This window comes from Cupriavidus sp. CER-90, assembly GCF_057652055.1.
The window spans coordinates 246,234-268,968 of the sequence record NZ_JBYGYM010000001.1 but is presented as its reverse complement, the minus strand read 5'-3'; the positions used below and the strand labels follow the sequence as shown (position 1 = coordinate 268,968).

The window sequence follows — 22,735 nt, the reverse complement described above, 5'->3', positions numbered from 1 at the left end:
TCCTTGGTCATCCGAAATTCGCCTGGCCGGGCGCGACGGGCCCCGGGCCCGCCACGCTCTGGCTGCCTGTCAGTCAGGACTGCCGTGCAATGCCGTGTTGCCGCTAGAACACCGTGCCGTCGCTCTGGATCGCGAAGGGCGGCGGCCCGCCCGGCGGCCGGCGCTGTGCCGCGATGCGGCGGCCCGCCGCCCACGTGCCGCCTTCCAGCACGCGCGCCAGCGGAAAGTCCGCTTCCTTGAGACCCAGCGCCTGGCGCACCGCATCCGCCACGAGGTCAAGCCCGGTCACGGTCAGTGCGCGCCACTCGACGATCTCGGGTTCGTCCACGGTATGGGTCCGGCTGGCGAACTCGCCGTCCCGTGGCACGGTCAGCTCGAAGTCATAGAGCAGCCCGCCGTTCCGGTATTCGGGCAGCCCGGTCAGCGCGTCGAGCCCCACCACCACCAGACCGCCATCCTCCAGCGGCTCCAGCAGCGAATAGGTCAGCCACTGCGTGAGCTTGTGGAATGGCACCAGCCCCCCCGGCGCGGCCGGATGGCGCCAGCAGTCACCGAGCGACACGCCATCGATCTGCACGCGTCCCGGCCAGACCGGGCCCAGCGCCACCAGCAGCGTGCGCAGCACAAAGCCGGCCTCGATGCGGTTGTCCTTCGCATGCGCGGCCAGGTAGTCGAACAGGTTGCCCAGCCGCGCCGGCGTGCCGAAGACTGCCGGGGTGGCCTGCATGACCTCGCCCAGCCGCCGCAGCAGGCCGGCACGCCCTTCCAGGCCCACCAGCGGGTTGTGCTGCGCCACCTGGAAGGCCGTGGCGATGGTCGAGGCGTCGATACGGGCCAGCCGCTCGGCATCGGCACGCAGCGGGTCGCCCGATTCGGCCGAGAAGCCGCCCCGGGCGAACAGGTCGAAGCTGGCCACGCCGAGCCCTTCGGAGCGCGTCAGCATCATGTCGCTGGCCGGGTCGCGATAGCGCCAGTCGGGGCCCGCGCCGGCATCGAGCAGCACGCTCGGGATCACCAGGTCGATGCCGATGCGCGCCCGCTCGGCACAATGGTCGGCGCCCGACATGCCGGCGCGCTCGCACAGGATCTGCCAGCGGTTGATCGATTCCTGCCCCGGCCCGCCACTCTCGAAATGGCGCCAGCGGCTGTGGTAGGGCACCTGCAGATCCGGGTAGCGCCGGCGGATGGTGGCGGCCACGTAGTCCGCAATCGCGTGGATGCGGTCCGGGTGCCAGGTAAACAGTTCAGACTCGCCGGATGCGACGAATTCGGTCACGACCGCGCAATGCGTGCGCACCGCTTCGCCGCTCAGCAGTGCGGAAGCGGGATGATCGGGCGGCACCGGGCTGTGCCAGCCGCTGCCCGTGCCGGGTTCGTGTCCGGTCGTACCTCCTGCGGAATACTCGTTCATTCGTTCAACCCCCTGCCCTTTGCCAGGGCGAGTTCGTTGGCATCCGGCGGCGTGTAGCTGGTGAAGTAACCCGCCGCCACCTTCGCATCGATTTCCACGCGCGCATCGGCCGGGATCAGCGCCTCGGGGATGGGCACCTGCTCCACCACCTCGATCCCCTGCGCCGTCAGCGCGCCATGCTTCATGTTGCTCATCGAGGCCCAGCGGTCGATCCGCCGGATCCCGAGCCAGTGAAAGACATCCGGCATCAGTTCCTGGAAGCGCATGTCCTGCACGCCGGCCACGCACTCGGTGCGCGCGAAATAGGTTTCGGCGCGGTCGCCGCCTACCTGGCGCTTGCGGGCGTTGTAGACCAGGAACTTGGTCACCTCGCCCAGCGCGCGGCCTTCCTTCCGGTTATAGACCACCAGCCCGACCCCGCCCTGCTGGGCCATCTCGATACACACCTCGATGCCATGCGCCAGGTAGGGCCGGCACGTGCAGATGTCCGATCCGAATACGTCCGAGCCATTGCATTCGTCGTGGACGCGGCAGGCCACCTTGGTATCGGCCTGGCCCAGCTTGCTGATATCGCCAAAGAAATAGAGCGTCATGCCGCCGATAGGCGGCAGGAAGACCTTCAGGTCCGGCCGCGTGACCAGTTCCGGGAACATGCCGCCGGTCTGCTCGAACAGGCTGCGGCGCAGGATGCTTTCCTTGATATCGAACCGGCGCGCGATGCCGGGCAGGTACCAGACCGGATCGATGGCGGCCTTGGTGACGCGCACATCGCCGTTGGGATACAGGATGTCGCCATCCGGGGCCAGGCGGCCCGCCGTGATGGCGGCCAGCAATTCCGGCATGTTGATATGGGCGCGCGTGATGGCGATGGTGGGCCGGATATCGAACCCGGCGGCGATGCGGTCGGCGAAGACCGTCGATACCAGATGGCCCCACGGATCGAGCGATACGATCTTGTCGGGGTCGCCCCACTGCGCATGGGGGCCGATCGGCTCGGCCGGCGCGGTGTCCGTCAGGTCGGGGCGATGCGCGCGCTGCAGGCTGCCCGAGGCCACGGCCAGCGCCCGGTAGATCGCATAGGCCCCGGCGTGCGTGCCGATCACGTTGCGCTGGGCCGGATCGGTCAGGCTGGCGATCACCGGCCCCCGCCCGGCCGCCGTGGGCGCGCCCCAGTGGATCGGCTCGGCCGGCTTGTCGCGCCGCGCATGCGAGGTCAGGACGATATGGTCGGACATGGTCGCCTCCCCGGTATGAAACCGGAACACGAATCCTGACCAGATGGTCAGGTTTATGTGTTCATAGTAGGCAACGTTCGTGCCAACACCCAACTGGGGTTGTTACCGTCGGTGGCATCCCGTACGCACCGGCGGCGTGCCCGGGTGCGACGCCCCGGGGGGCGCGAGCGGTACATCCCGGTGCAGCGCGCACCGGATTCCGGCGCGACCTCGAATCGGGCGTCGGCACCAACAAAAACGGCACGTTCGGTCGAACGTGCCGTTCTGGCGTTGGCATGGCGGGAGGATCAGCCTTCCGCCCGATGACCCAGGCGCCCGCGTCCCCACTGGGGCAGATCGGCCGTCAGCCAGTTCACCAGCGCACGCACCGGGCTGGCGGCCTCCACATAACGGTGGAACAGCGCGCCGGCGACGTTACTGGCGACCCACGCCAGCCCCATGCCCAGCGCGTTGAGCACGGGCCGGCCCGGCACCAGGTGGGTGACCACCGCATTGACCACCAGGCAGACCGGAAAGTGCACCAGGAATACCGAATACGAAATGCGGCCGAAATACGCGGTCAGGCGCCCGGCCGGCCAGCTTTCCAGCCAGCCGCCGCGACGCGAGACGGCCAGCAGCAGCGCCGTGGCCAGCGCCACCGCGATCCGCAGGCGGAAGTCCACCGCCAGCGCGGCCATTCCCATCGCGGCCAGCGCCAGCAGCGGCATGACCGAGCGGCCGGGGTTCGACGCCCAGTAGGCCAGCGATCCCATGCCGTAAGCGCCAAAGAAATAGAGGGCCCAGATGTCCCACGCGGCATCACGGTTGAACCAGAACAGCGAGGCCATCGCCAGCACGCCCACCATCGGCACGCCCAGCGGCAGTCCATTGCGGGCCACGGCGCGTGCCAGCCACAGCGCCAGCACCATCAGCGCGAACAGTTGCAGGTCGATGGCGATATACCAGACCCCGGCGGACAACGCGTCCACATCGAGGATGTTGTGCAGCAGCAGCACATGCGCCACGAATTGCGCCAGGTGCGGCGCGGCCGGAATGGAATCGTGCTGCAACCAGGTGCGCGCGATGGCGGCACCGGCAATCGCCACCAGGATGGCCGCGGCAAACGGCACCACCAGCTTCTGGTAGCGGCGCCAGATGGTCTGCAGAGGGCTCGCCACGGTCAGACGGCCGCCTGGGGCCAGGCTGCGCGCGGCCAGGAAGCCGCTGATGACAAGGAAAACCTGCACGGCAATGCGCGCGTAGTCGGCCAGCCAGCCGATCAGGCCGGGCGCCAGGGCCTGGGCAGCATCGGACATCGGTCCGTAGAACGCCAGGTGGTGCAATACGATCAGCTGCGAGCTGACCGCCTTCAGAGCGTCTACACACGCCAGACGGGAAGGACGGGGGCTCATTTGTTATTTGCGGGGGTACAAAGTGGGCCGAATTGTACCCGCATCGGTGCATTCGTCCGTCGATGGGCAGGTAACCGGCCCCGTAACGCTTGTAAATCGGGTTACGACGTGGCGAAAAGGCAACTTTCATTGCACTACTCTCGGGCATTAGCTAATAAGAAACAAATTCTTCGTGCCCGATCCCTGGGGGTATACCCTTGCGTCTTTCCGTGCCCCCTGCCTTACCCCCGAACATGTTCCAGTCCGTCGCTTTCCCCGCCCTCCGCCGCCTGATCGCTGGTGTTGCCCTGGCCGCCGCCGTCGTGCCGGCCGTCCACGCACAGAGCCCGAGCCCCGTGCTCGACAAGATCCGAGATACCGGCACGATCACGCTCGGCTACCGCGAATCGGCCCTGCCGTTCTCGTTCGCCGACGACAAGGGCCAGCCCGCCGGCTATGCGGTGGACCTGTGCCTGCGCGTGGCCGAGGCGGCCAAACAGAAGCTGGGATTGAAAGACCTGAAGGTGCGCTGGCTGCCGCTGACGCCCCAGAATCGTGTTCCCGCCATGGTCAACGGCCTGGCCGACCTGGATTGCGCACCGAACACCAACACGCTGGAGCGCCAGAAGCAGGTAGCCTTCAGTGTGTCGCACTATGTGTCCACCGTGCGCATGCTGGTGCGCGCCGATTCCGGCATCAAGTCGTTCAATGACCTGCGCGGCAAGACGGTGGTGACCAGTGCCGGGTCCACCGGCGACCGCCACGTGCGCCGCCTGAAGAGCGAGTACGGCTTCCGCGACGTCTATGCCAAGGATCACGGGGAATCGTTCCTGCTGCTGGAAACGGGACGCGCCCAGGCGTTCGTGATGGACGACGTATTGCTGGCCGGCCTGCGCGCCAAGTCGAAGGACCCGTCCCAGTACGTGATCGTGGGCCCGGCCCTGTCGGTGGAACAGAACGCGCTGATGATGTCGAAGGCCGATCCCGAGTGGAAGCAGCTGGTAGACCAGACGCTGACCAGGACGTTCGCCAGCCCCGACGCCGCCGCCCTGCAGAAACGCTGGTTCCAGCAACCGATCGGCACGCGCGGCACCAACCTGGCGCTGGCGCCTTCGACCGAAGTGCTGCAAGCCTGGAAACACCCTTCCGACGTTGTGACGGAATAAGCATTTCCCGGGCATCTCCCCGGAAAAGCCCTGAGTTGACGCCCTTTGCGGCCTTGTCCACACTGGCCTGAGCCTGGTTCTACCGTCCGGTAGGACCAGCAACAACGCGACCGCCATCGAGAAATACTGCCCCGGCGGCAACTCAGAGGAGATTTCCATGAAGCAATTGATCGCCATCGCCGTCGCGCTCGGACTGGCCACTGCATCCGTGGCTGCCATCGCACAGGACAAGAAGTCGTTCGACCCGTATTCCCAGGGCGCCAAGTCGGGCGAGAAGTTCGACACCTACAGCCAGGGCGCCAAGTCCGGCGACAAGTTCGACCCGTATTCCCAGGGCGCGAACAAGAGCACCCGTGCGGACCTGACCGACCAGTCCACCGCCGCCCCGAAACAGTCGAAGTCGAAAAAGGCCCCGGCGAAGAAGCCAGCGCAAGGGAATTGAGCGTCAATCCCCAGCCTGCCACAGCAAGAAAAGGAGCCCATACGGCTCCTTTTTTTGATCTGGACAAAGGGACCGAGGCTACTGCCCCGCCTCCGGCAACATTTCCAACGCCGTCACGTCCACCCGCTGCACCTCGTTGTTCTGCCGAATTTCCGTGCGCAACACGAATGCTTCCATGGGGCAGTACCAGTCGGTCACGTGCAGCACGCTCGGTTCGAGCTGCAGCAGTTCCTCGCCCACCATCAGGGGGCCCAGCGAGGTGCGCTTCTCGTAAGTGATGGGCATGCATTCCTTGCGGCCCATGACCGTGTTGATCATCTGCTTGCGGCCCACATGGCGCGAGCCGACGATGATCGATGCGTGCAGGGCCTGCATCGTGCCCACGACTTCATCCTTGCCCAGCGGATAGATCTTGAGCGACACGCTGGACTGGAAGGATTCTCCCTCCAGCGTGGCGCCTTCCTTGATCTCCATGCCCGCGTAGTTGAACACACCGCTGCCATTGAACGACGCCTCGCCGAACATGCGCGCATAGCGGGCACGGGCATTGATCACGGCGTTGCGGCTGTCGATGCGCGTACGTGCCGTGGCGGCGTTTCGGTCGATATTGATCTCGTGGACCTGGTCCATGACAACGGGCGGGCCCATCAAGGCCGACAGGGCCGACTTCGAGCGCACCTCCAGCTGGGCGCTGCAGCCGCGGGCGGTGCGCATGACGTCGCGCAAGGTCATCGTGATGGACATCGGCATGGAGCCGTCGCCCTCCAGCTGCACGCGGGAGCCCGAGCGGAACCAGGGCGCGTCGCAAAGCACCGCGCCGCCGGGCATCGGCGGCGACATGCCCGACACCGGCGCAGCATCGGGGGCCGACGCCTGCCCAAATGCCGCATTCATCACACCAGTCAGCAACCACACCAGCAACGCCGGTCTCATGGCGATCGTCCGTATCGAGGGCCGGCGGCGGCAGGGTCGGTTTCTGCCAGGCAAGTGCCGGAATGGCGCAAGTATTACGCGAAATCGGCGCGGCGGAAACGGCCCCAAGTTCAAGCCCGGCGCCCTTTGCGAGCCAAAACGGCGAGGCGGGAAATGCGCTCGTGCTACCATTGCGCGCCCGTAGCGGTCGCCTTGCCCGAAAACTGACCTCCGGACCACGCCTTTGCAGGCCTTGGCGCGAGGCACAGCCCGCCTCGACCTTCGTGTCCACCGGGACGGGGCGTCCCGCGTTGTGGGGTGTTCGCCACAAGGCGAATCAGGTACAGCCTCCGGGACCCCGGCCATTTCAGGAGAAATATGCGTAGTTCTTCGCCCACGCGCCAAGCCGGGCTGCCTGTCGGCATGGTTGTGTTCGTCGTGCTCGCCGTGCTGCTGGTCTGGTTTGGCACGCTCGATTACCGCCATTTGCTGCGCCCGGACGAAGGCCGATACGCCGAGATCTCGCGCGAAATGTTCGTCACTGGGGACTGGGTGACGATCCGCTACAACGCCCTGAAATACTTCGAAAAACCCCCATTCCATATGTGGGTGACGACCATCGCCTACGAACTGTTCGGCGTGGGCGACTGGCAGGCCCGGCTGTGCGTGGCGTTGTCGGGCATCGTGGGGCTGGGTGTGACGATGCTGGCCACCGCGCGCTGGTTCGGCTGCCGCGCCGGGCTGCTGGCGGGCCTGGTCATGCTGGCCATGCCGATGTGGAGTGTGGCCGGCCATTTCAATTCGCTGGACATGACGCTGTCCGGCGCCCTGGCCTGCGTGCTGGGCTGCATGCTGCTGGCCCAGCACCCCGACACGCCGCCCGGCGCCCGCCGCGCCTGGATGCTGGCGTGCTGGGTCGCCATGGGGGTCGCCATCCTGACCAAGGGCCTGGTCGGCATCGCCCTGCCCGGCCTGGTGCTGGTGGTCTATACGCTGCTGACACGCGATCTCGGCCTGTGGCGACGCCTGCATCTGCCGACCGGCATCCTGGCCATGCTGGTGGTCACGGTGCCCTGGTTCTGGCTGATTTCGACGAAGAACCCCGAATTTCCTCACTTTTTCTTTATCCACGAGCACTGGGACCGCTATACATCCACGGTCCACGCTCGCAAGGGTTCGGTCTGGTATTTCGTGCCGCTGCTGCTGGCCGGCATGCTGCCCTGGCTCGGGCTTGTGCCGCGCATGTGGGAAGTGGTGCGCGACCGGGCCGGCGCCCAGCGCGGCGCGGGCGGCAAGCCGTTCCAGCCGGCCCTGATGAGCCTGGTCTGGTTCGCGGCCATCTTTGTCTTCTTCAGCATGTCGGGGTCCAAGCTGCCCGGCTATATCGTGCCGGTGTTCCCGGCGTTGGCCATACTGGCGGCCGTGGCGCTCGACCAGATCAGCGACCGCTCGTGGAACCGCCAGATCAATGCCCTGCTGCTGCTGGCCGTGGTGGGCCTGCTGGCCGCCCCGGTCGTGGCCACGCTGGATCGCGAAACCAATCCGAATGAAGTGTTCCGCGCCTTCGCCGTCTATATTGGTGTGGCGTTTGCCGTACTGCTGGCCGGCATGCTGCTGGCGCGCCGGCTGCTGCGTACGCGCGGCGTGTTTCCGAGCGTGGCCGCGTTTGCGCTGTCGATGTTCCTGACCTGCACGATCGGGCTGCTCGGCCATGAGGTCATGGGCCGCCGCGCGTCGGGCGTGGACATGCTGCCAGCCATCCAGGCCGTGCTGAAGGACAACATGCCGATCTACGGCGTGGGCATGCTGGATCACACGCTCCCGTTCTACCTGGGCCGCACGCTGACGATGGTCGCCGCGCCCGATGAACTCGAGTTCGGCACCCAGCAGGAGCCGGAGAAATGGATTCCGACCATGGACGCATTTGTCGCCAAATGGAAGGACGGCCAGCCGGCGCTCGGTATCATGTCGCCGGACACCTATGACAGCCTGGTGGCACAGCATGTGCCGCTTTACGTCGTGGCACGCGATGTGCGACGTGTCGTCGCCAGCAATTTCCCGCTGCCGGCCCAGGAAGCCGGAAATACCCGATGAATCTTTCCACTTTTGCCTTTATCTTCACCGGGGTGCTGCTCAACGCCTGTGCCCAACTGCTGCTCAAGGCCGGCACCAATGCCGTGGGCGCCATCACGATCGAGCGCGCCACCATCCTGACCACGGCCTTCCGGGTGCTGACGCAATGGCCGGTCATCGCCGGACTGACCTGCTATGTCATCAGCGTCGGCGTCTGGATCATCGGCCTGTCGCGCGTGGATGTGTCGATTGCCTATCCCATGCTGTCGCTGGGGTACGTGGTCAACGCGCTGGCTGCCTGGTGGCTGTTCGGCGAAATGATTGGCCCGCTGCGCGTGGCCGGCATCATGCTGATCCTTGCCGGTGTGTTTTTGATTGCCCGTTCCTGACCGACCATGACCGCTTCCGCTCCGCAGGATTTCCTCCCGTTCGTACGCCCCCAGATCGATGACGCCACCATTGCCGACGTCGGCAAGGTGCTGGCGTCGGGCTGGATCACGTCCGGCCCCAAGGTGCAGGCGTTTGAATCTGCGCTGTCCGAGCTGTTTGGCGGCCGTCCGGTGCGCACGTTTTCCAATGGCTCGGCCACGATGGAAATCGCGCTGCGCATCGCCGATATCGGCCCCGGGGACGAAGTCATCACGACGCCGATCACCTGGGTCGCCACCGCCAACGTGGTGCTGACGGTCGGCGCACGGCCGGTGTTCGTCGACATCGACCCGGTGACGCGCAATATCGACCTCGACGCGGTCGAGGCGGCAATCACGCCGCGCACGCGCGCGGTCATACCGGTCTACCTGTCCGGGCTGCCCGTGGACATGGATCGCCTCTATGCCATCGCCAAGCGCCATAACCTGCGCGTGATCGAAGACGCCGCGCAGGCCATCAACTCGCGCTGGCGCGGCCAGCGCATTGGCGCGTTCGGCGATCTCGTCAGCTTCAGCTTCCAGGCCAACAAGAACATCACCACCATCGAAGGTGGCTGCCTGGTCATGAACACCCCCGAGGAAGCCCGGCGCGCCGAGCGGCTGCGTCTGCAGGGCGTGATCCGTACCGGCATGGACGGCATGGATGTCGAGGAACCGGGCGGCAAGTTCAACTTGACCGACGTCAACGCGGCCATCGGCCTGGCGCAGTTGAAGACGCTGGACGCCATCACCGCACGCCGCGCCGAGCTGGCCGAGACCTATTTCCGGTGCGCGGCCGAGGCCGGCCTGGCGGACCTGGGTATCGAACTGCCGCTGCCGCTGGACCCCGCCGTGGCCACCACGAACTGGCACATGTTCCAGGTGGTGCTGCCCACGGACCGCCTGCGCGGCGGCCCGGCCGACGCGCGCAAGCTCGTGATGGAAGCGATGCGCGAGCAAGGCGTGGGGACCGGCGTCCACTACCCGCCCGTTCATCTGTTTACCTATTTCCGCTCGCTCGGCTGGCGCGAAGGCATGCTGCCGCATGCCGAACGCATCGGCCGTGGCATCGTCACGCTGCCGCTGTTCCCCGCGATGCAGGCCGCCGACGTGGAGCGGGTCTGTGCAACTCTTAGCGAAACATGCAAACGTCTCTCTCACTAAGTCCTGTCGAGGTCTCGGTCGTCATCCCCGTCTACAACGAGGAAGACGGGCTGCAGGCGCTGTTCGACCGTGTGTACCCGGCACTGGACGGCATGGGCGAATCGTACGAGGTGATCTTCGTCAACGATGGCAGCGTGGACCGCTCGCCCGCAATGCTGGCCGCCGAGTACCACAAGCGCCCGGACGTCACGCGCGTCATCCTGTTCAACGGCAACTTTGGCCAGCACATGGCCATCCTGGCCGGCTTCGAGCACACGCGTGGCCGTATCGTGATCACGCTGGACGCCGACCTGCAGAACCCGCCCGAGGAAATCCCGCGCCTGGTGGCCGAGATGCGCAAGGGCCATGACTACGTGGGCACCATCCGCCGCCAGCGCAACGACACCGCCTGGCGCCGCTACGCGTCGCGCGCCATGAACCGCCTGCGCGAGCGGATCACCAAGATCAAGATGACGGACCAGGGCTGCATGCTGCGCGCCTACGACCGCAACATCATCGATACGATCAACGCGTGCCGCGAAGTCAACACGTTCATTCCGGCGCTGGCCTATACGTTTGCCTCCAACCCGGTCGAAATCGAGGTGGGACACGAACAGCGCCACGCGGGGGAATCGAAATACTCGCTGTACCAGCTGATCCGGCTGAATTTCGACCTGGTGACCGGCTTCTCGATCGTGCCGCTGCAGTGGTTCTCGGCCATCGGCACCATGCTGTCGATCTCGTCGGCGGGCCTGTTCGTGATACTGCTCGTCCGCCGCTTCATCTTCGGGTCGGAAGTCCAGGGTGTGTTCACGCTGTTCGCCTTCACGTTCTTCCTGATCGGCATCATGCTGTTCGGCATCGGCCTGCTGGGCGAGTACATCGGCCGGATCTACCAGGAAGTGCGCGACCGGCCCCGCTACCGCATCCAGGCGGTGCTGGAACGCGACCCCAAGCAAGGCAGCAAGCCGGAGGTACCGTGCGCGCCGTAGTCTTTGCCTATCACAATGTCGGCGACCGTTGCCTGCGCGTGCTGCACGCGCAGGGCGTGGACGTGGCCCTGGTGGTCACGCACCGCGACCGGCCCGACGAGAATATCTGGTTCCAGCGCGTGGCGGACACCGCGGCCGAACTGAACCTGTCGTTCCTGTATGCCGAAGACCCCACCGATCCGGCCCTGGCCGATGCGGTGCGCGCGGCCAGGCCCGATGTGATCTTCTCGTTCTACTACCGCGCCATGATTCCGGCCGACGTGCTGGCCATGGCGCCGCACGGTGCCTTCAACATGCATGGTTCGCTGCTGCCCAAGTACCGCGGCCGCGTGCCGGTGAACTGGGCGGTGCTGCACGGCGAAACCGAGACCGGCGCCACGCTGCACGCAATGGAGGCCAAGCCCGACGCCGGGTATATCGTCGACCAGACGTCCGTGCCGATCCTGCCCGACGACACGGCCGGCCAGGTCTTCGAAAAGGTTACCGTCGCCGCCGAGCAGACGCTGTGGCGCGCGCTGCCCGCCATGAAGGCCGGCCAGACGCCCAAGCGGCCCAATCGCCTGGCCGACGGCAGCTATTTTTCGGGCCGCAAGCCCGAGGACGGCCGCATCGACTTCAACCAGCCCGCTGCCGCCGTCTACAATCTGATCCGCGCCGTGGCGCCGCCCTACCCCGGCGCGTTCACGGACATCGCCGGACGCCGCTTTATCGTGGCCCAGGCCCGTCGCCTTGAAGGCGGCACGGCACCGGCGGGGCTGCGGCCCGGCCTGCACGTACTGGATGGCCGTATCGTCGCCATCTGTGGCGACGGAGGCGCGCTGCGCGTGGGGCAACTGCTGGAAGGCAGCAGTGCCGACCACGCCAGCCCGGTCTCCGCAGCCGAATTCCAGAACATCATCCCTGCACAGTCTTGAAAGGAAACCGATGAAAAAGGTCCTGATTCTTGGCGTCAACGGCTTCATCGGCCACCACCTGACGCGCCGCATCCTGGAAACCACGCAGTGGGAGGTCTACGGCATGGACATGTCGTCGGACCGCCTGGGCGACCTGGTGAACCATCCGCGCATGCACTTCTCCGAGGGTGACATCACCATCAACAAGGAGTGGGTGGAGTACAACATCCGCAAGTGCGACGTGATCCTGCCGCTGGTGGCCATCGCCACGCCGGCCACGTACGTGCGCAACCCGCTGCGCGTGTTCGAGCTGGACTTCGAGGCCAACCTGCCGATCGTGCGCAGCGCCGTGAAGTACGGCAAGCACCTGGTGTTCCCGTCGACCTCCGAGGTCTACGGCATGTGCGCCGACGAGGAGTTCGACCCCGAGGCCTCGCCGCTGATCTACGGCCCGATCAACAAGCCGCGCTGGATCTACGCCTGCTCCAAGCAGCTGATGGACCGCGTGATCCACGCCTACGGCATGGAGCAGGGCCTGAACTACACGCTGTTCCGCCCGTTCAACTGGATCGGCGCGGGGCTGGACTCGATCTTCGAATCGAAGGAAGGGTCGTCGCGCGTGGTGACGCAGTTCCTGGGCCATATCGTGCGCGGCGAGCCGATCAAGCTGGTCGATGGCGGCGCGCAGAAGCGTGCGTTTGCCGATATCTCGGACGGCATCTCGGCGCTGATGCAGATCATCGAGAACAAGGATGGCGTGGCCAGCGGCAAGATCTTCAACATCGGCAACCCGAAGAACATCCACTCGGTGCGCGAGCTGGCCGAGATGATGCTGAAGATGGCGGCCGATTATCCGGAGTACGCCGAGGAAGCGCGCAAGACGAAGATCGTGGAGACGTCGTCGGGCGAGTTCTACGGCAAGGGCTACCAGGACGTGCAGCATCGGGTGCCGAAGATCGACAACACGATCGACGAACTGGGCTGGAAGCCCGAGGTGACGATGGAGCAGGCGCTGCGCCGCATCTTCGAGGCCTACCGCGACAAGGTGGTGGACGCCCGTACGCTGGTCGACAGCAACAACTGACCTCCACATGGCCCGCATTGCCCTGAAAGTCGACGTCGATACGCTGCGCGGCACCCGTGAAGGGGTTCCCGCGCTGCTGTCGATGCTGTCTCCGCATCAGGCGGAAGCGACGTTCCTGTTCAGCCTTGGCCCGGACCACACGGGCTGGGCGCTGCGCCGCGTTTTTCGGCCCGGCTTCCTGAAGAAGGTGTCGCGCACATCGGTGGTGTCGAACTACGGCCTGCGTACGCTGATGTACGGCGTGCTGCTGCCGGGGCCCGACATCGGCCGCAAGGGCGCCGCCGAGATGCGTGCGGCTGCGGCGGCGGGCCATGAATGCGGCATCCACACATGGGACCACGTCTACTGGCAGGACAACGTGCGCGATCGCGATGCGGCCTGGACGCGCCGCCAGATGCAGCAGTCGTTCGAGCGATTCGTGGAAATCTTCGGCACACCGCCCACCACGCACGGCGCGGCGGGCTGGCAGATGAATGAAGAGGCGTTTCGCCAGATCGACGATTGGGGCATGACCTACGCGTCGGATGGCCGGGGCACGGCGCCCTACATCCCGACCGTGGCGGGCAAACCATGCCGCCACGTGCAGATGCCGACCACGCTGCCGACGCTCGACGAGCTGATCGGCGTGGGCGACCTGACCGAGGACAACGTTCACCACGCCGTGCTGAAGCTGACCGAAGGCGACGCCGACCACATCTTCACGCTCCATACCGAACTGGAAGGCGGCAAGCTGGCACCGGTATTCCAGCGGCTGCTGGCTGGCTGGCGCGCCCAGGGGCACGACCTGGTATCGATGGCCACCTACTACCAGCACATCGACCGCACCGACCTGCCGCAATTGCCCGTCACCTGGGGCGAAATTCCCGGCCGCAGCGGCGAGCTGATCATCCAGCCGTAACCCGCCCGGCCGCGGGTTCGTCCGAATCGGGGGTCAGGCCGCGCCCTTGCGCGTCAGGCGCAGCCCGTTGAACACCACCAGCAGGCTCGCGCCCATATCGGCAAATACCGCCATCCACATAGTGCCCATGCCCATCACGGTCAGGGCCAGGAACACCACCTTGATGCCCAGCGCCAGCGTGATGTTCTGCTTGAGGATGGCCGACGTACGGCGCGACAGCTGCACGAAGGCGGGGATCTTGCGCAGGTCATCGTCCATCAACGCCACGTCGGCGGTTTCGATGGCCGTGTCCGTGCCCGCCGCCCCCATCGCAAAACCGATATCGGCCCGCGCCAGCGCGGGCGCATCGTTGATGCCGTCGCCCACCATGCCGACCTTGTTCGCATGCCTATGCGCCTGCCCCGCCAGCGCGGCGATGGCATCGGCCTTGTCCTGCGGCAACTGATTGCCACGTACCTCGTCGATGCCCACGGCCTGGCCAATGGCCTGTGCCGTATGCGGGTTGTCGCCCGACAGCATCAGCGTCTTCACGCCCAGCGCGTGCAGCTGTTCGATGGCCTGCCGGCTGGTCTCCCGTACGGTGTCGGCCACGCCGAACAGGGCCAGCGCGCGGGCAGGCTGCCCGTCGCCCGGCGTCGCCGCGAGCATCACGATGGTCTTGCCCTGCCGCTCGATGGCCTCCAGCCGTGCTTCCAGGGCCGGCGAACAAGCCCCCAGATCGTGGATCAGCCGGTGATTGCCGAAGCTGTACGCCACGCCATCCACCGTGCCCCGTACGCCCTGCCCGGGCAAGGCCGCGAAATCCGTCGCTTCCCGCCGCGCCACGCCATCGGCGTCCGCGGCCGCGGCCACCGCGCGCGACACCGGGTGGTCCGATCGTGCCGCCAGGCTTGCGGCGATGGCGCGCGCCTGCGGCACGTCATCCACCAAAAGCGCCATATCGGTCTGGGCGGGCTTGCCGTGCGTCAGCGTGCCGGTCTTGTCCAGTGCCAGCCATGACAGATGCCGGCCCTGTTCCAGATAGACGCCGCCCTTGATCAGGATGCCGCGCCGGGCCGCCGCAGCCAGCCCGCTGACGATCGTCACCGGGGTGGAGATCACCAGCGCGCACGGACACGCGATCACCAGCAGCACCAGCGCCTTGTAAACCCAGTCCAGCCAGGCGCCGCCCAGGACCAGCGGCGGCATCACGGCCACGCCCAGCGCGATGGCGAAGACCACCGGCGTATAGATGCGCGCGAACTGGTCCACGAAACGCTGGGTCGGTGCGCGGCTGCCTTGCGCGGCTTCCACGGCATGGATGATGCGTGCCAGCGTGGAGTCGTTGGCGGGCGCCGTCACGGCGTATTCGAGCTCGCCCGACTGATTGATCGAACCGGCATAGAGCGGATCGCCCTGCGACTTGTCCACCGGCACGCTCTCGCCCGTAATTGGCGCCTGGTCAAGCGCCGACTGGCCGCGCAGCACGCGCCCGTCCAGGGCTACCCGCTCGCCGGGGCGCAGCCGCACCGTCGCACCCACGGCCACCGCGCGCGCCTCCACGGCCTGCCAGGTGCCATCGGGCTGCAGCACGGTGGCCTGCTCCGGCGCCATCGCCATCAGCCCCCGGACGGCATTGCGCGCGCGGTCCAGCGAGGCCGCCTCGATCCGCTCGGCCAGCGCGAACAGCACCATCACCATCGCCGCTTCGGGCCACTGGCCAATCACCATGGCACCCGTGACAGCAATGCTCATCAGCGCGTTGATATTCAGGTTGCCGTTGCGCACCGCGATCCAGCCCTTGCGATAGACGCCCAGGCCCGACATCAGCACCGTTGCCAACGCCAGTGCCGCCGGCAGATAAGGCGCGCCGATGTGGAACCACTCGGCCACTTCGGCGCCGATGGCGGCCGCACCGGCCAGCGCCAGCGGCCACCAGGGCTTGCCCGGTTCCGCCACGGCCGCCTTGGCGCTGTCGTCCGACAGCGGCTCGGCCTTCATGCCCAGCGACGCAATCGCCTTGACCACGGCATCGAGCGAATCCAGCGTGTGATGCACAGTCAACACGCGCTGCATCAGGTTGAAGTCGAGCGCCGCCACGCCGGCCATATTGCCGATCTTGTTCCGGATCAGCGTTTCCTCGGTCGGGCAGTCCATCGCCTCGATCCGGTACGCGGCCGACCGCGTGCCAGCGGGTGCGGCCACCGCCGGTCCCTGCGTCAGCGGGGCGCCGCAGGGGGTGCCACAGCCGCAACTGGCAGGCGCCGGGCTGCGGGCATGGTCATGGTCCTGGTCATGGTCCTGGTCATGGTCCTGGTCATGGTCGTGGTCGTCGTCGTGGTCGTGTGAATGGTCGTGCCCATGATCGCGGGCTGCCGAACCCGGCGTCAGCAGGTTTTCAGGGATGGTACGAGCCATGGCGGTTATCCATTTATGCGTTGTTGCGTGCTATTGAAGACCCTGTAGCCACTTCAAGGTCAAGCACCGGTCGGAAAGACCCCGACGATGACATCAACGTAATGTCCACTGCGGGTGCGGCAGCCTATAATCGCTGCCCATGCGCCGCCTGCTGCTCGTCTTCCTGTCGATCCTGCTCCCGCTCCAGTTTGCCTGGGCCGGCGCTGCGGCCTATTGCGCACATGAATCGGCTGCCCTGCCGGCCGCGATGACCAACCATTTCGGCCATCACACGCACGAGCACGGCAGCGACGCGCACAAGGCCGGCAAAACGGCCGGCAAGACCACCGCAAAGGCCGCCAGCCTGCCCGACGGCGACTGTACCGCCTGCCACTTCCCCGGTTCGCACGGCGTCTTCGCCGAACTTCGCATGCCCGGTGACTATCGCTACGTCACCTTGCGCTACGCGCCGCGCCAGTACGCGTTCGGTTCCATTCCCGCCCCCGTCCCAGATCGGCCCCAGTGGCTGCGTCTCGCCTAGCCGGCGGGACGCACGACTGACCCTGTCATCCCGATACCGCTGAGCGGTATCGCTGCGCGTCTCGCCGATTTTCTCCTGCTGATCTGGTGAATTCGATGAGAAGCCTTTTATTGCCGCTGGGGCTGGCGGCCGCGTTGTGCAGCCCGTTCTTCACGCCCGGGGCGCTCGCCCAGGACGCTTCATCCGGTGTCCAGGAGCCGCCCGGCGCCCTGACGCTCGACGCCGCGCTGGCGCTGGCGGCGTCGCAAAACCCCACGCTGTCGGCCGCCCGGATCGAAGTGGACGCGTCCGAAGGCGGCATTACCCAGGCCCGTGTGATCCCGAATCCCGAAGTGTCGGTCCAGATGGAAGACACGCGGCAGGCCACGCGTGCCACCACCGCCCAGATGAACCTGCCGGTAGAGCTCGGCGGCAAGCGCGGCGCGCGTATCGGTGCCGCACAGCGCGCACGCGATGTGGCGCAGGCCCAGCTCGGGGTCTTGCAAGCGGACCTGCGCGCCACCGTGATCGGCGCCTTTTTCAACGTGCTGATCGCCCAGGAACGCATCAGGCTGGCCGCCGGGTCCGTCGATATCGCCCGGCGCGGCGCCGAAGCCGCCGCGCGCCGTGTGGCGGCGGGCAAGATCTCGCCGGTCGAGGAAACCAAGGCCCAGGTCGAACTGGCCAACGCCGAACTGGAGCGCGCCGAGGCCGATGCCGGTCTGGTAGCGGCCCGCCAGACCCTCGCCACGCTGTGGGGCAATCCGTCTCCGCGATTTTCGGAAGCCGACGGCAAGCTGGACAACCTGCCGGCCCGACCGGCGTCCGCCCTGCTTCGCCAATCGCTCGACAACGCGCCCGCGCTGCTGACCAGCGAACGCGAACTGGATCGGCGCCAGGCCGAAATCAACGTGCAGCGCAGCCGCCAGTACCCGGACGTGACGCTCAGCGTGGGCGCCAAGCGCGACAACGGCGCCCCCGAGCGCGGCACATTCCCCGTGGTGGGCATCGCCATTCCGCTGCCGTTGTTCGATCGCAACCAGGGCAACCTGTACACCGCCATCCGCCAGGCCGACAAGGCCGCCGACGAACTGCGCGCCACGCGGCTGCGCCTGGAGCACGACCTGCAGCAGGCATCCAGCCAGTTGAACGTGTCACGCACCTCGGCGCTGACCTTGCGGGAGACCGTCCTGCCCGCCGCGGAGCGCGCCTTGCAGGCGGCGACCCAAGGTTTCGAGGCCGGCAAATTCAACTATCTCGATGTGCTGGATGCGCAGCGCACGCTGTTCCAGGCCCGCATCCGCTATCTCGGTGTCGTCGCCAGCAGTTGGCAGGCCGCCACCACCATCGATCGCATTCTTGGCCGCTGACGCGCCAACGCAAGGAACACCGTGATGACTTTGACCCGCAAACAAGGCGTGGCGATTGCCGCCATCGTGATCGCCGGCCTGATGGCCGCGCTGGCGCTGCTGCTGGCTGGCCGCGGCGACGGCCACAGCCATGAAGGCGAAGGCGAGGCCGCCCATGCCGCGCCGGCCTCGGCCCCGGAAGCAAGCCACGCCGCACATGGCGACCACGCCGGCCACGCAGACGAAGACGCCGGCCGCATCGCCATGACGCCGGAGCAGATCCGCAACGCCAGTCTGTCGATATCCAGCGCCGGGCCCGGCAGAATCCGCAGCGCCGTGGAGTTTCCCGGCGAAATCAAGTTCAACGAGGACCGCACCGCGCACGTCGTGCCGCGCGTGGCGGGCGTTGCCGAATCGGTGGTGGCCAACCTGGGCCAGCGCGTAAAGAAAGGCGACCTGCTTGCGATATTCGCCAGCACCCAGCTGTCCGACCAGCGCAGCGAACTGCTGGCCGCCCAGCGCCGGCTCGAACTGGCCCGCACCACCTACGCGCGGGAAAAGACACTCTGGGAAGACAAGGTGTCGGCGGAACAAGACTTCCTGGCCGCGCGCACCACACTGCAGGAAGCCGAAATCGCCGCGCAGAATGTGCGGCAGAAGCTGACCGCGATCGGTGCCACGACTTCAGCCCGCGCCATCAACCAGTTCGAGCTGCGCGCGCCGTTCGACGGCATCGTGGTGGAAAAGCATCTCGCACTGGGCGAGGCCGTGGCGGCCGAAACCGCGGTCTTCACGATTTCCGATCTCAACACGGTATGGGCCGAGTTCGTGATCGCGGCCAAGGACCTGGGCCACGTCAGGCTCGGTGAGGCGGTCCGGGTGACATCGGCCGCCTTCGACGGCACCGCCGAAGGCAGGATCTCGTACGTGGGTGCCCTGCTGGGCCAGCAGACCCGCACGGCCACCGCGCGGGTCACGCTGGCTAACCCGCAGATGGCATGGCGGCCGGGGTTGTTCGTCACCGTCAGCGTCGCCACCGGCGAAACCGACGCCGCCGTGGTCATCGACAGCGACGCGCTGCAGACCGACGGCGACCGCCAGCAGGTGTATGTCGAGGTGCCGGGCGGCTTTGCGGCGCGCACGGTCAGGACCGGGCGCACCGACGGCAAGCGCATTGAAATCGTCGATGGCCTGGCAGCCGGCACGCGCTATGTCTCCGCGAACAGCTTCGTGCTGAAGGCGGAACAGGGCAAGGCCAGCGCCGAGCACGCGCACTGACCGGAGACCGCCATGTTCGAACGTATTCTCCGGTTTGCCATCGCACAGCGATGGCTGGTCATGCTGGGCGTGCTGGCCATGGCTGGCCTGGGCGTATACAACTACAGCCGCCTGCCGATCGATGCCGTGCCCGACATCACCAACGTGCAGGTGCAGATCAACACCGAGGCGCCCGGTTATTCGCCGCTGGAAGCCGAGCAGCGCGTCACCTATCCGCTGGAGACCGCGATGTCCGGCCTGCCGGGGCTGGAGCAGACGCGGTCCTTGTCCCGCTACGGCCTGTCCCAGATCACCGTGATCTTCCGGGACGGCACGGACATCTACTTCGCGCGGCAACTGGTCAACCAGCGCATTCAGGAAGCCCGCGAGCACCTGCCCTCCGGCATTTCGCCACAGATGGGGCCGATTTCCACCGGCCTGGGCGAAATCTACCTGTGGACCGTGGAAGCCGACCCCGGCGCGCGCAAGCCCGACGGCACCGCGTACACGCCCACGGACCTGCGCGAAATCCAGGACTGGATCATCAAGCCGCAGCTCCGTACGGTGCCGGGCGTGACCGAGATCAATTCGATTGGCGGTTTCGCCAAGGACTACCTGGTGGCGCCGAGCCCGGAGAAGATGGCGTCCTACGGGCTGTCTCTGCAAGACGTGGTGCAGGCACTGGAGCGCAACAACGGCAACGTCGGCGCCGGCTATATCGAGCGGCGCGGCCAGCAGTACCTGGTGCGCGCGCCCGGGCAGGTAAGGTCGATCGACAATATCCGCGAGGTGATCGTCGGCACGGCGCAGGGCCAGCCGATCCGCGTGCGCGACCTGGCCGACGTGGGGCTGGGCCGCGAACTGCGCACCGGGGCCGCGACGGACAATGGCCGCGAAGTGGTGCTGGGCACGGTGTTCATGCTGATCGGCGAGAACAGCCGGGCCGTGTCGCGCGCGGTGGACACGCGCATGGCCGCGATCAACAAGTCGCTGCCGGCCGGCGTGAAGGCCGTCACGGTCTATGACCGCACGACGCTGGTCGACAAGGCCATCGGCACGGTCAAGAAGAACCTGCTCGAAGGCGCCGTGCTGGTGATCGCGGTGCTGTTCCTGTTCCTGGGCAACCTGCGCGCGGCGCTGATCACGGCGATGGTGATTCCGTTGTCGATGCTGTTCACGTTCACGGGCATGGTCACGTACCGGATCAGCGCGAACCTGATGAGCCTGGGGGCGCTGGATTTTGGCATCATCGTCGACGGCGCGGTGGTGATCGTCGAGAACTGCGTGCGGCGCCTGGCCCATGCCCGGGAACGGCTGGGCCGCCCGCTGACGCGCGCGGAACGCTTCGAGGAAGTGTTTGCCGCGGCCCGCGAAGCCCGGCGCCCGCTGGTATTCGGCCAGCTGATCATCATGATCGTCTACGTGCCGATCTTTGCGCTGACCGGCGTGGAAGGCAAGATGTTCCATCCGATGGCGATGACGGTCGTGGTGGCCCTGCTGGGCGCGCTGATCCTGTCCGTGACCTTCGTGCCGGCGGCGGTCGCGCTGTTCATCGGTGACCGTGTCGCCGAAAAGGAGAACCGCATCATGGGCTGGGCCAGGCGCTGGTACGAGCCCGCCCTGAGGCATGCGCTGGCCAATACGCCGGTGGTGCTGACGGCAGCCGTGGTGGCCATCCTGCTCAGCGGCCTGCTGGCCACGCGCCTTGGCAGCGAATTCATCCCGAACCTGAACGAGGGCGACTTCTCGGTGCAGGCGCTGCGCATTCCGGGCACCAGCCTGACGCAGTCCGTGGCGATGCAGCAGCAGATCGAGGCCCGTCTCAAGGCGAAATTTCCGGAAATCGAACGCGTGTTCTCGCGCACCGGCACGGCCGAGATTGCCTCCGACCCGATGCCGCCCAATGCGTCGGATGCCTACATCATGCTGAAGCCGCACGACCAGTGGCCGGACCCGGGCCGCTCGCGCGACGCGCTGCGCGCGGCGATGGAGGCCGAACTGGAGACCATTCCGGGCAATCGCTACGAGTTTTCGCAGCCGATCCAGCTCCGCTTCAACGAGCTGATTTCCGGCGTGCGCAGCGATGTGGCGGTCAAGCTGTTTGGCGACGACAACGCGGTGCTGGACGCCACGGCGCAGAAGATCGCCCAGGTGCTCCAGACTGTGCCCGGCGCCACGGAAGTCAAGGTCGAGCAGACCACCGGCCTGCCGGTGCTGACCGTCGATGTGGACCGCGCCCGCGCCGCGCGCTACGGGCTGAACATGATCGACGTGCAGGACACCGTGGCCATCGCCATCGGCGGGCGCGACGCGGGGGTGTTCTACCAGGGCGACCGCCGCTTCAATATCGGCGTGCGGCTGCCCGAAGGCATCCGCGCCGACGTGGACGCCCTGCGGCGGCTGCCGATTCCGCTGCCCCGAAGCGCCAATGGCGGCACCAGCTATATCCCGCTTGGCGAAATTGCTACGCTCGACGTATCGCCCGGGCCCAACCAGGTATCGCGCGAAAACGGCAAGCGCCGCATCGTGATCAGCGCCAACGTGCGCGGCCGCGATGTGGGCGGCTTCGTGCCCGAGGCCATGTCGGCCATCGAATCGCGCGTGCAGATTCCGGCGGGCTACTGGATTGCCTGGGGCGGCACGTTCGAGCAACTGCAGTCCGCCACCGAGCGGTTGCGGATCGTGGTGCCGCTGGCGCTGCTGCTAGTCTTCGTGCTGCTGTTCGTGATGTTCGGCAATGCGCGCGACGGCCTGCTGGTGTTCACCGGCATTCCGTTTGCCCTGACCGGCGGCGTGCTGGCACTGTGGCTGCGCGGGATTCCGCTGTCGATTTCGGCGGCGGTGGGCTTTATCGCGCTGTCCGGGGTGGCCGTGCTCAACGGGCTGGTGATGCTGTCGTTTATCCGCGGCCTGCGCGAGCAGGGCGAGTCGCTCGATGACGCGGTGTTCCACGGGGCGCTGACGCGCCTGCGGCCGGTGCTGATGACGGCGCTGGTGGCTTCGCTGGGATTCGTGCCGATGGCCATTGCCACCGGTACCGGCGCCGAAGTGCAACGGCCGCTGGCGACCGTGGTTATTGGCGGGATATTGTCATCGACGGCGCTGACGCTGCTGGTACTGCCGGTGCTGTACAGGTGGGCGCATGGGCGCCGGACGGAAACGGCGGTCGAACCGGCCGGCTCCGTCCTGGACTGACGCGGGTCGGCC

General features: G+C 66.9%; 18 protein-coding genes. 13 read left to right on the top strand and 5 right to left on the bottom strand.

The window, feature by feature from the left end; genetic code table 11:
* Positions 1-103 precede the first annotated feature (103 nt).
* From AC24R4_RS01170 to AC24R4_RS01160, 3 genes are all read right to left on the bottom strand, one after another.
* Positions 104-1,411, bottom strand: a complete 1,308-nt coding sequence (locus AC24R4_RS01170; RefSeq protein WP_400393806.1) for a URC4/urg3 family protein — start codon at positions 1,409-1,411, stop codon at positions 104-106.
* A complete protein-coding gene (locus AC24R4_RS01165; RefSeq protein ID WP_400393808.1) occupies positions 1,408-2,646 on the bottom strand; it encodes a GTP cyclohydrolase II in 1,239 nt (412 codons plus the stop codon). Before AC24R4_RS01165 ends, AC24R4_RS01170 begins: the two co-directional genes overlap by 4 nt.
* Positions 2,647-2,933: 287 nt before the next feature.
* Positions 2,934-4,037: an acyltransferase family protein gene (locus AC24R4_RS01160; protein WP_400393810.1), complete on the bottom strand. Its 1,104-nt coding sequence runs from the start codon at positions 4,035-4,037 to the stop codon at positions 2,934-2,936.
* Between the two features lie 233 nt (positions 4,038-4,270).
* On the opposite strand from AC24R4_RS01160, the gene AC24R4_RS01155 reads away from it, so the two are divergent.
* On the top strand, positions 4,271-5,182 hold the full coding sequence (locus AC24R4_RS01155) for an amino acid ABC transporter substrate-binding protein (protein ID WP_400393811.1): 912 nt from the start codon (positions 4,271-4,273) through the stop codon (positions 5,180-5,182).
* Between the two features lie 157 nt (positions 5,183-5,339).
* Positions 5,340-5,624, top strand: coding sequence for an amino acid ABC transporter permease (locus tag AC24R4_RS01150; RefSeq protein ID WP_487521998.1), 285 nt, complete (start codon positions 5,340-5,342; stop codon positions 5,622-5,624).
* A 78-nt stretch (positions 5,625-5,702) separates the two neighbouring features.
* Here the strand turns inward: AC24R4_RS01150 and AC24R4_RS01145 are convergent, their stop codons facing one another.
* Positions 5,703-6,557 (bottom strand): hypothetical protein, encoded by an 855-nt coding sequence (locus AC24R4_RS01145; RefSeq protein WP_487521997.1) that lies wholly within the window; start codon positions 6,555-6,557, stop codon positions 5,703-5,705.
* A 357-nt stretch (positions 6,558-6,914) separates the two neighbouring features.
* On the opposite strand from AC24R4_RS01145, the gene AC24R4_RS01140 reads away from it, so the two are divergent.
* From AC24R4_RS01140 to AC24R4_RS01110, 7 genes are read left to right on the top strand one after another with little or no spacing between them, the layout of a single operon-like run.
* Complete coding sequence (locus AC24R4_RS01140) at positions 6,915-8,630, top strand: glycosyltransferase family 39 protein (protein WP_400394941.1); 1,716 nt, start codon at positions 6,915-6,917, stop codon at positions 8,628-8,630.
* Positions 8,627-8,998, top strand: coding sequence for a DMT family transporter (locus tag AC24R4_RS01135; RefSeq protein ID WP_066739936.1), 372 nt, complete (start codon positions 8,627-8,629; stop codon positions 8,996-8,998). Before AC24R4_RS01140 ends, AC24R4_RS01135 begins: the two co-directional genes overlap by 4 nt.
* A gap of 6 nt (positions 8,999-9,004) precedes the next feature.
* The gene (locus AC24R4_RS01130) at positions 9,005-10,180 is read left to right on the top strand and encodes a DegT/DnrJ/EryC1/StrS family aminotransferase (RefSeq protein WP_400394943.1); all 1,176 of its coding nucleotides are present in this window, start codon (positions 9,005-9,007) and stop codon (positions 10,178-10,180) included.
* A complete protein-coding gene (locus AC24R4_RS01125; protein WP_400394945.1) occupies positions 10,159-11,151 on the top strand; it encodes a glycosyltransferase in 993 nt (330 codons plus the stop codon). Before AC24R4_RS01130 ends, AC24R4_RS01125 begins: the two co-directional genes overlap by 22 nt.
* Positions 11,139-12,065, top strand: coding sequence for a formyltransferase (locus AC24R4_RS01120; RefSeq protein WP_400394948.1), 927 nt, complete (start codon positions 11,139-11,141; stop codon positions 12,063-12,065). The genes AC24R4_RS01125 and AC24R4_RS01120 overlap by 13 nt, the downstream gene beginning before the upstream one ends.
* Before the next feature lie 10 nt (positions 12,066-12,075).
* A complete protein-coding gene (locus tag AC24R4_RS01115) occupies positions 12,076-13,128 on the top strand; it encodes a bifunctional UDP-4-keto-pentose/UDP-xylose synthase (RefSeq protein ID WP_487521996.1) in 1,053 nt (350 codons plus the stop codon).
* Positions 13,129-13,135: 7 nt separating this feature from the next.
* The gene (locus AC24R4_RS01110) at positions 13,136-14,026 is read left to right on the top strand and encodes a polysaccharide deacetylase family protein (RefSeq protein ID WP_400396090.1); all 891 of its coding nucleotides are present in this window, start codon (positions 13,136-13,138) and stop codon (positions 14,024-14,026) included.
* Positions 14,027-14,059: 33 nt separating this feature from the next.
* Here the strand turns inward: AC24R4_RS01110 and AC24R4_RS01105 are convergent, their stop codons facing one another.
* A complete protein-coding gene (locus tag AC24R4_RS01105; RefSeq protein ID WP_487521995.1) occupies positions 14,060-16,423 on the bottom strand; it encodes a heavy metal translocating P-type ATPase in 2,364 nt (787 codons plus the stop codon).
* Between the two features lie 139 nt (positions 16,424-16,562).
* On the opposite strand from AC24R4_RS01105, the gene czcI reads away from it, so the two are divergent.
* From czcI to AC24R4_RS01085, 4 genes are all read left to right on the top strand, one after another.
* Entirely contained in the window at positions 16,563-16,943 is a 381-nt protein-coding gene (czcI, locus tag AC24R4_RS01100) for a cation efflux protein, CzcI family (RefSeq protein ID WP_487521994.1), read from the top strand.
* A gap of 95 nt (positions 16,944-17,038) precedes the next feature.
* Positions 17,039-18,292, top strand: a complete 1,254-nt coding sequence (locus AC24R4_RS01095; RefSeq protein ID WP_400394819.1) for a TolC family protein — start codon at positions 17,039-17,041, stop codon at positions 18,290-18,292.
* A 24-nt stretch (positions 18,293-18,316) separates the two neighbouring features.
* Positions 18,317-19,549 carry an efflux RND transporter periplasmic adaptor subunit gene (locus AC24R4_RS01090; protein ID WP_400394817.1) on the top strand — a complete coding sequence of 411 codons (1,233 nt, stop codon included), beginning with the start codon at positions 18,317-18,319 and terminating at the stop codon, positions 19,547-19,549.
* A gap of 12 nt (positions 19,550-19,561) precedes the next feature.
* The gene (locus AC24R4_RS01085; RefSeq protein WP_400394815.1) at positions 19,562-22,723 is read left to right on the top strand and encodes a CusA/CzcA family heavy metal efflux RND transporter; all 3,162 of its coding nucleotides are present in this window, start codon (positions 19,562-19,564) and stop codon (positions 22,721-22,723) included.
* Positions 22,724-22,735 lie beyond the last annotated feature (12 nt).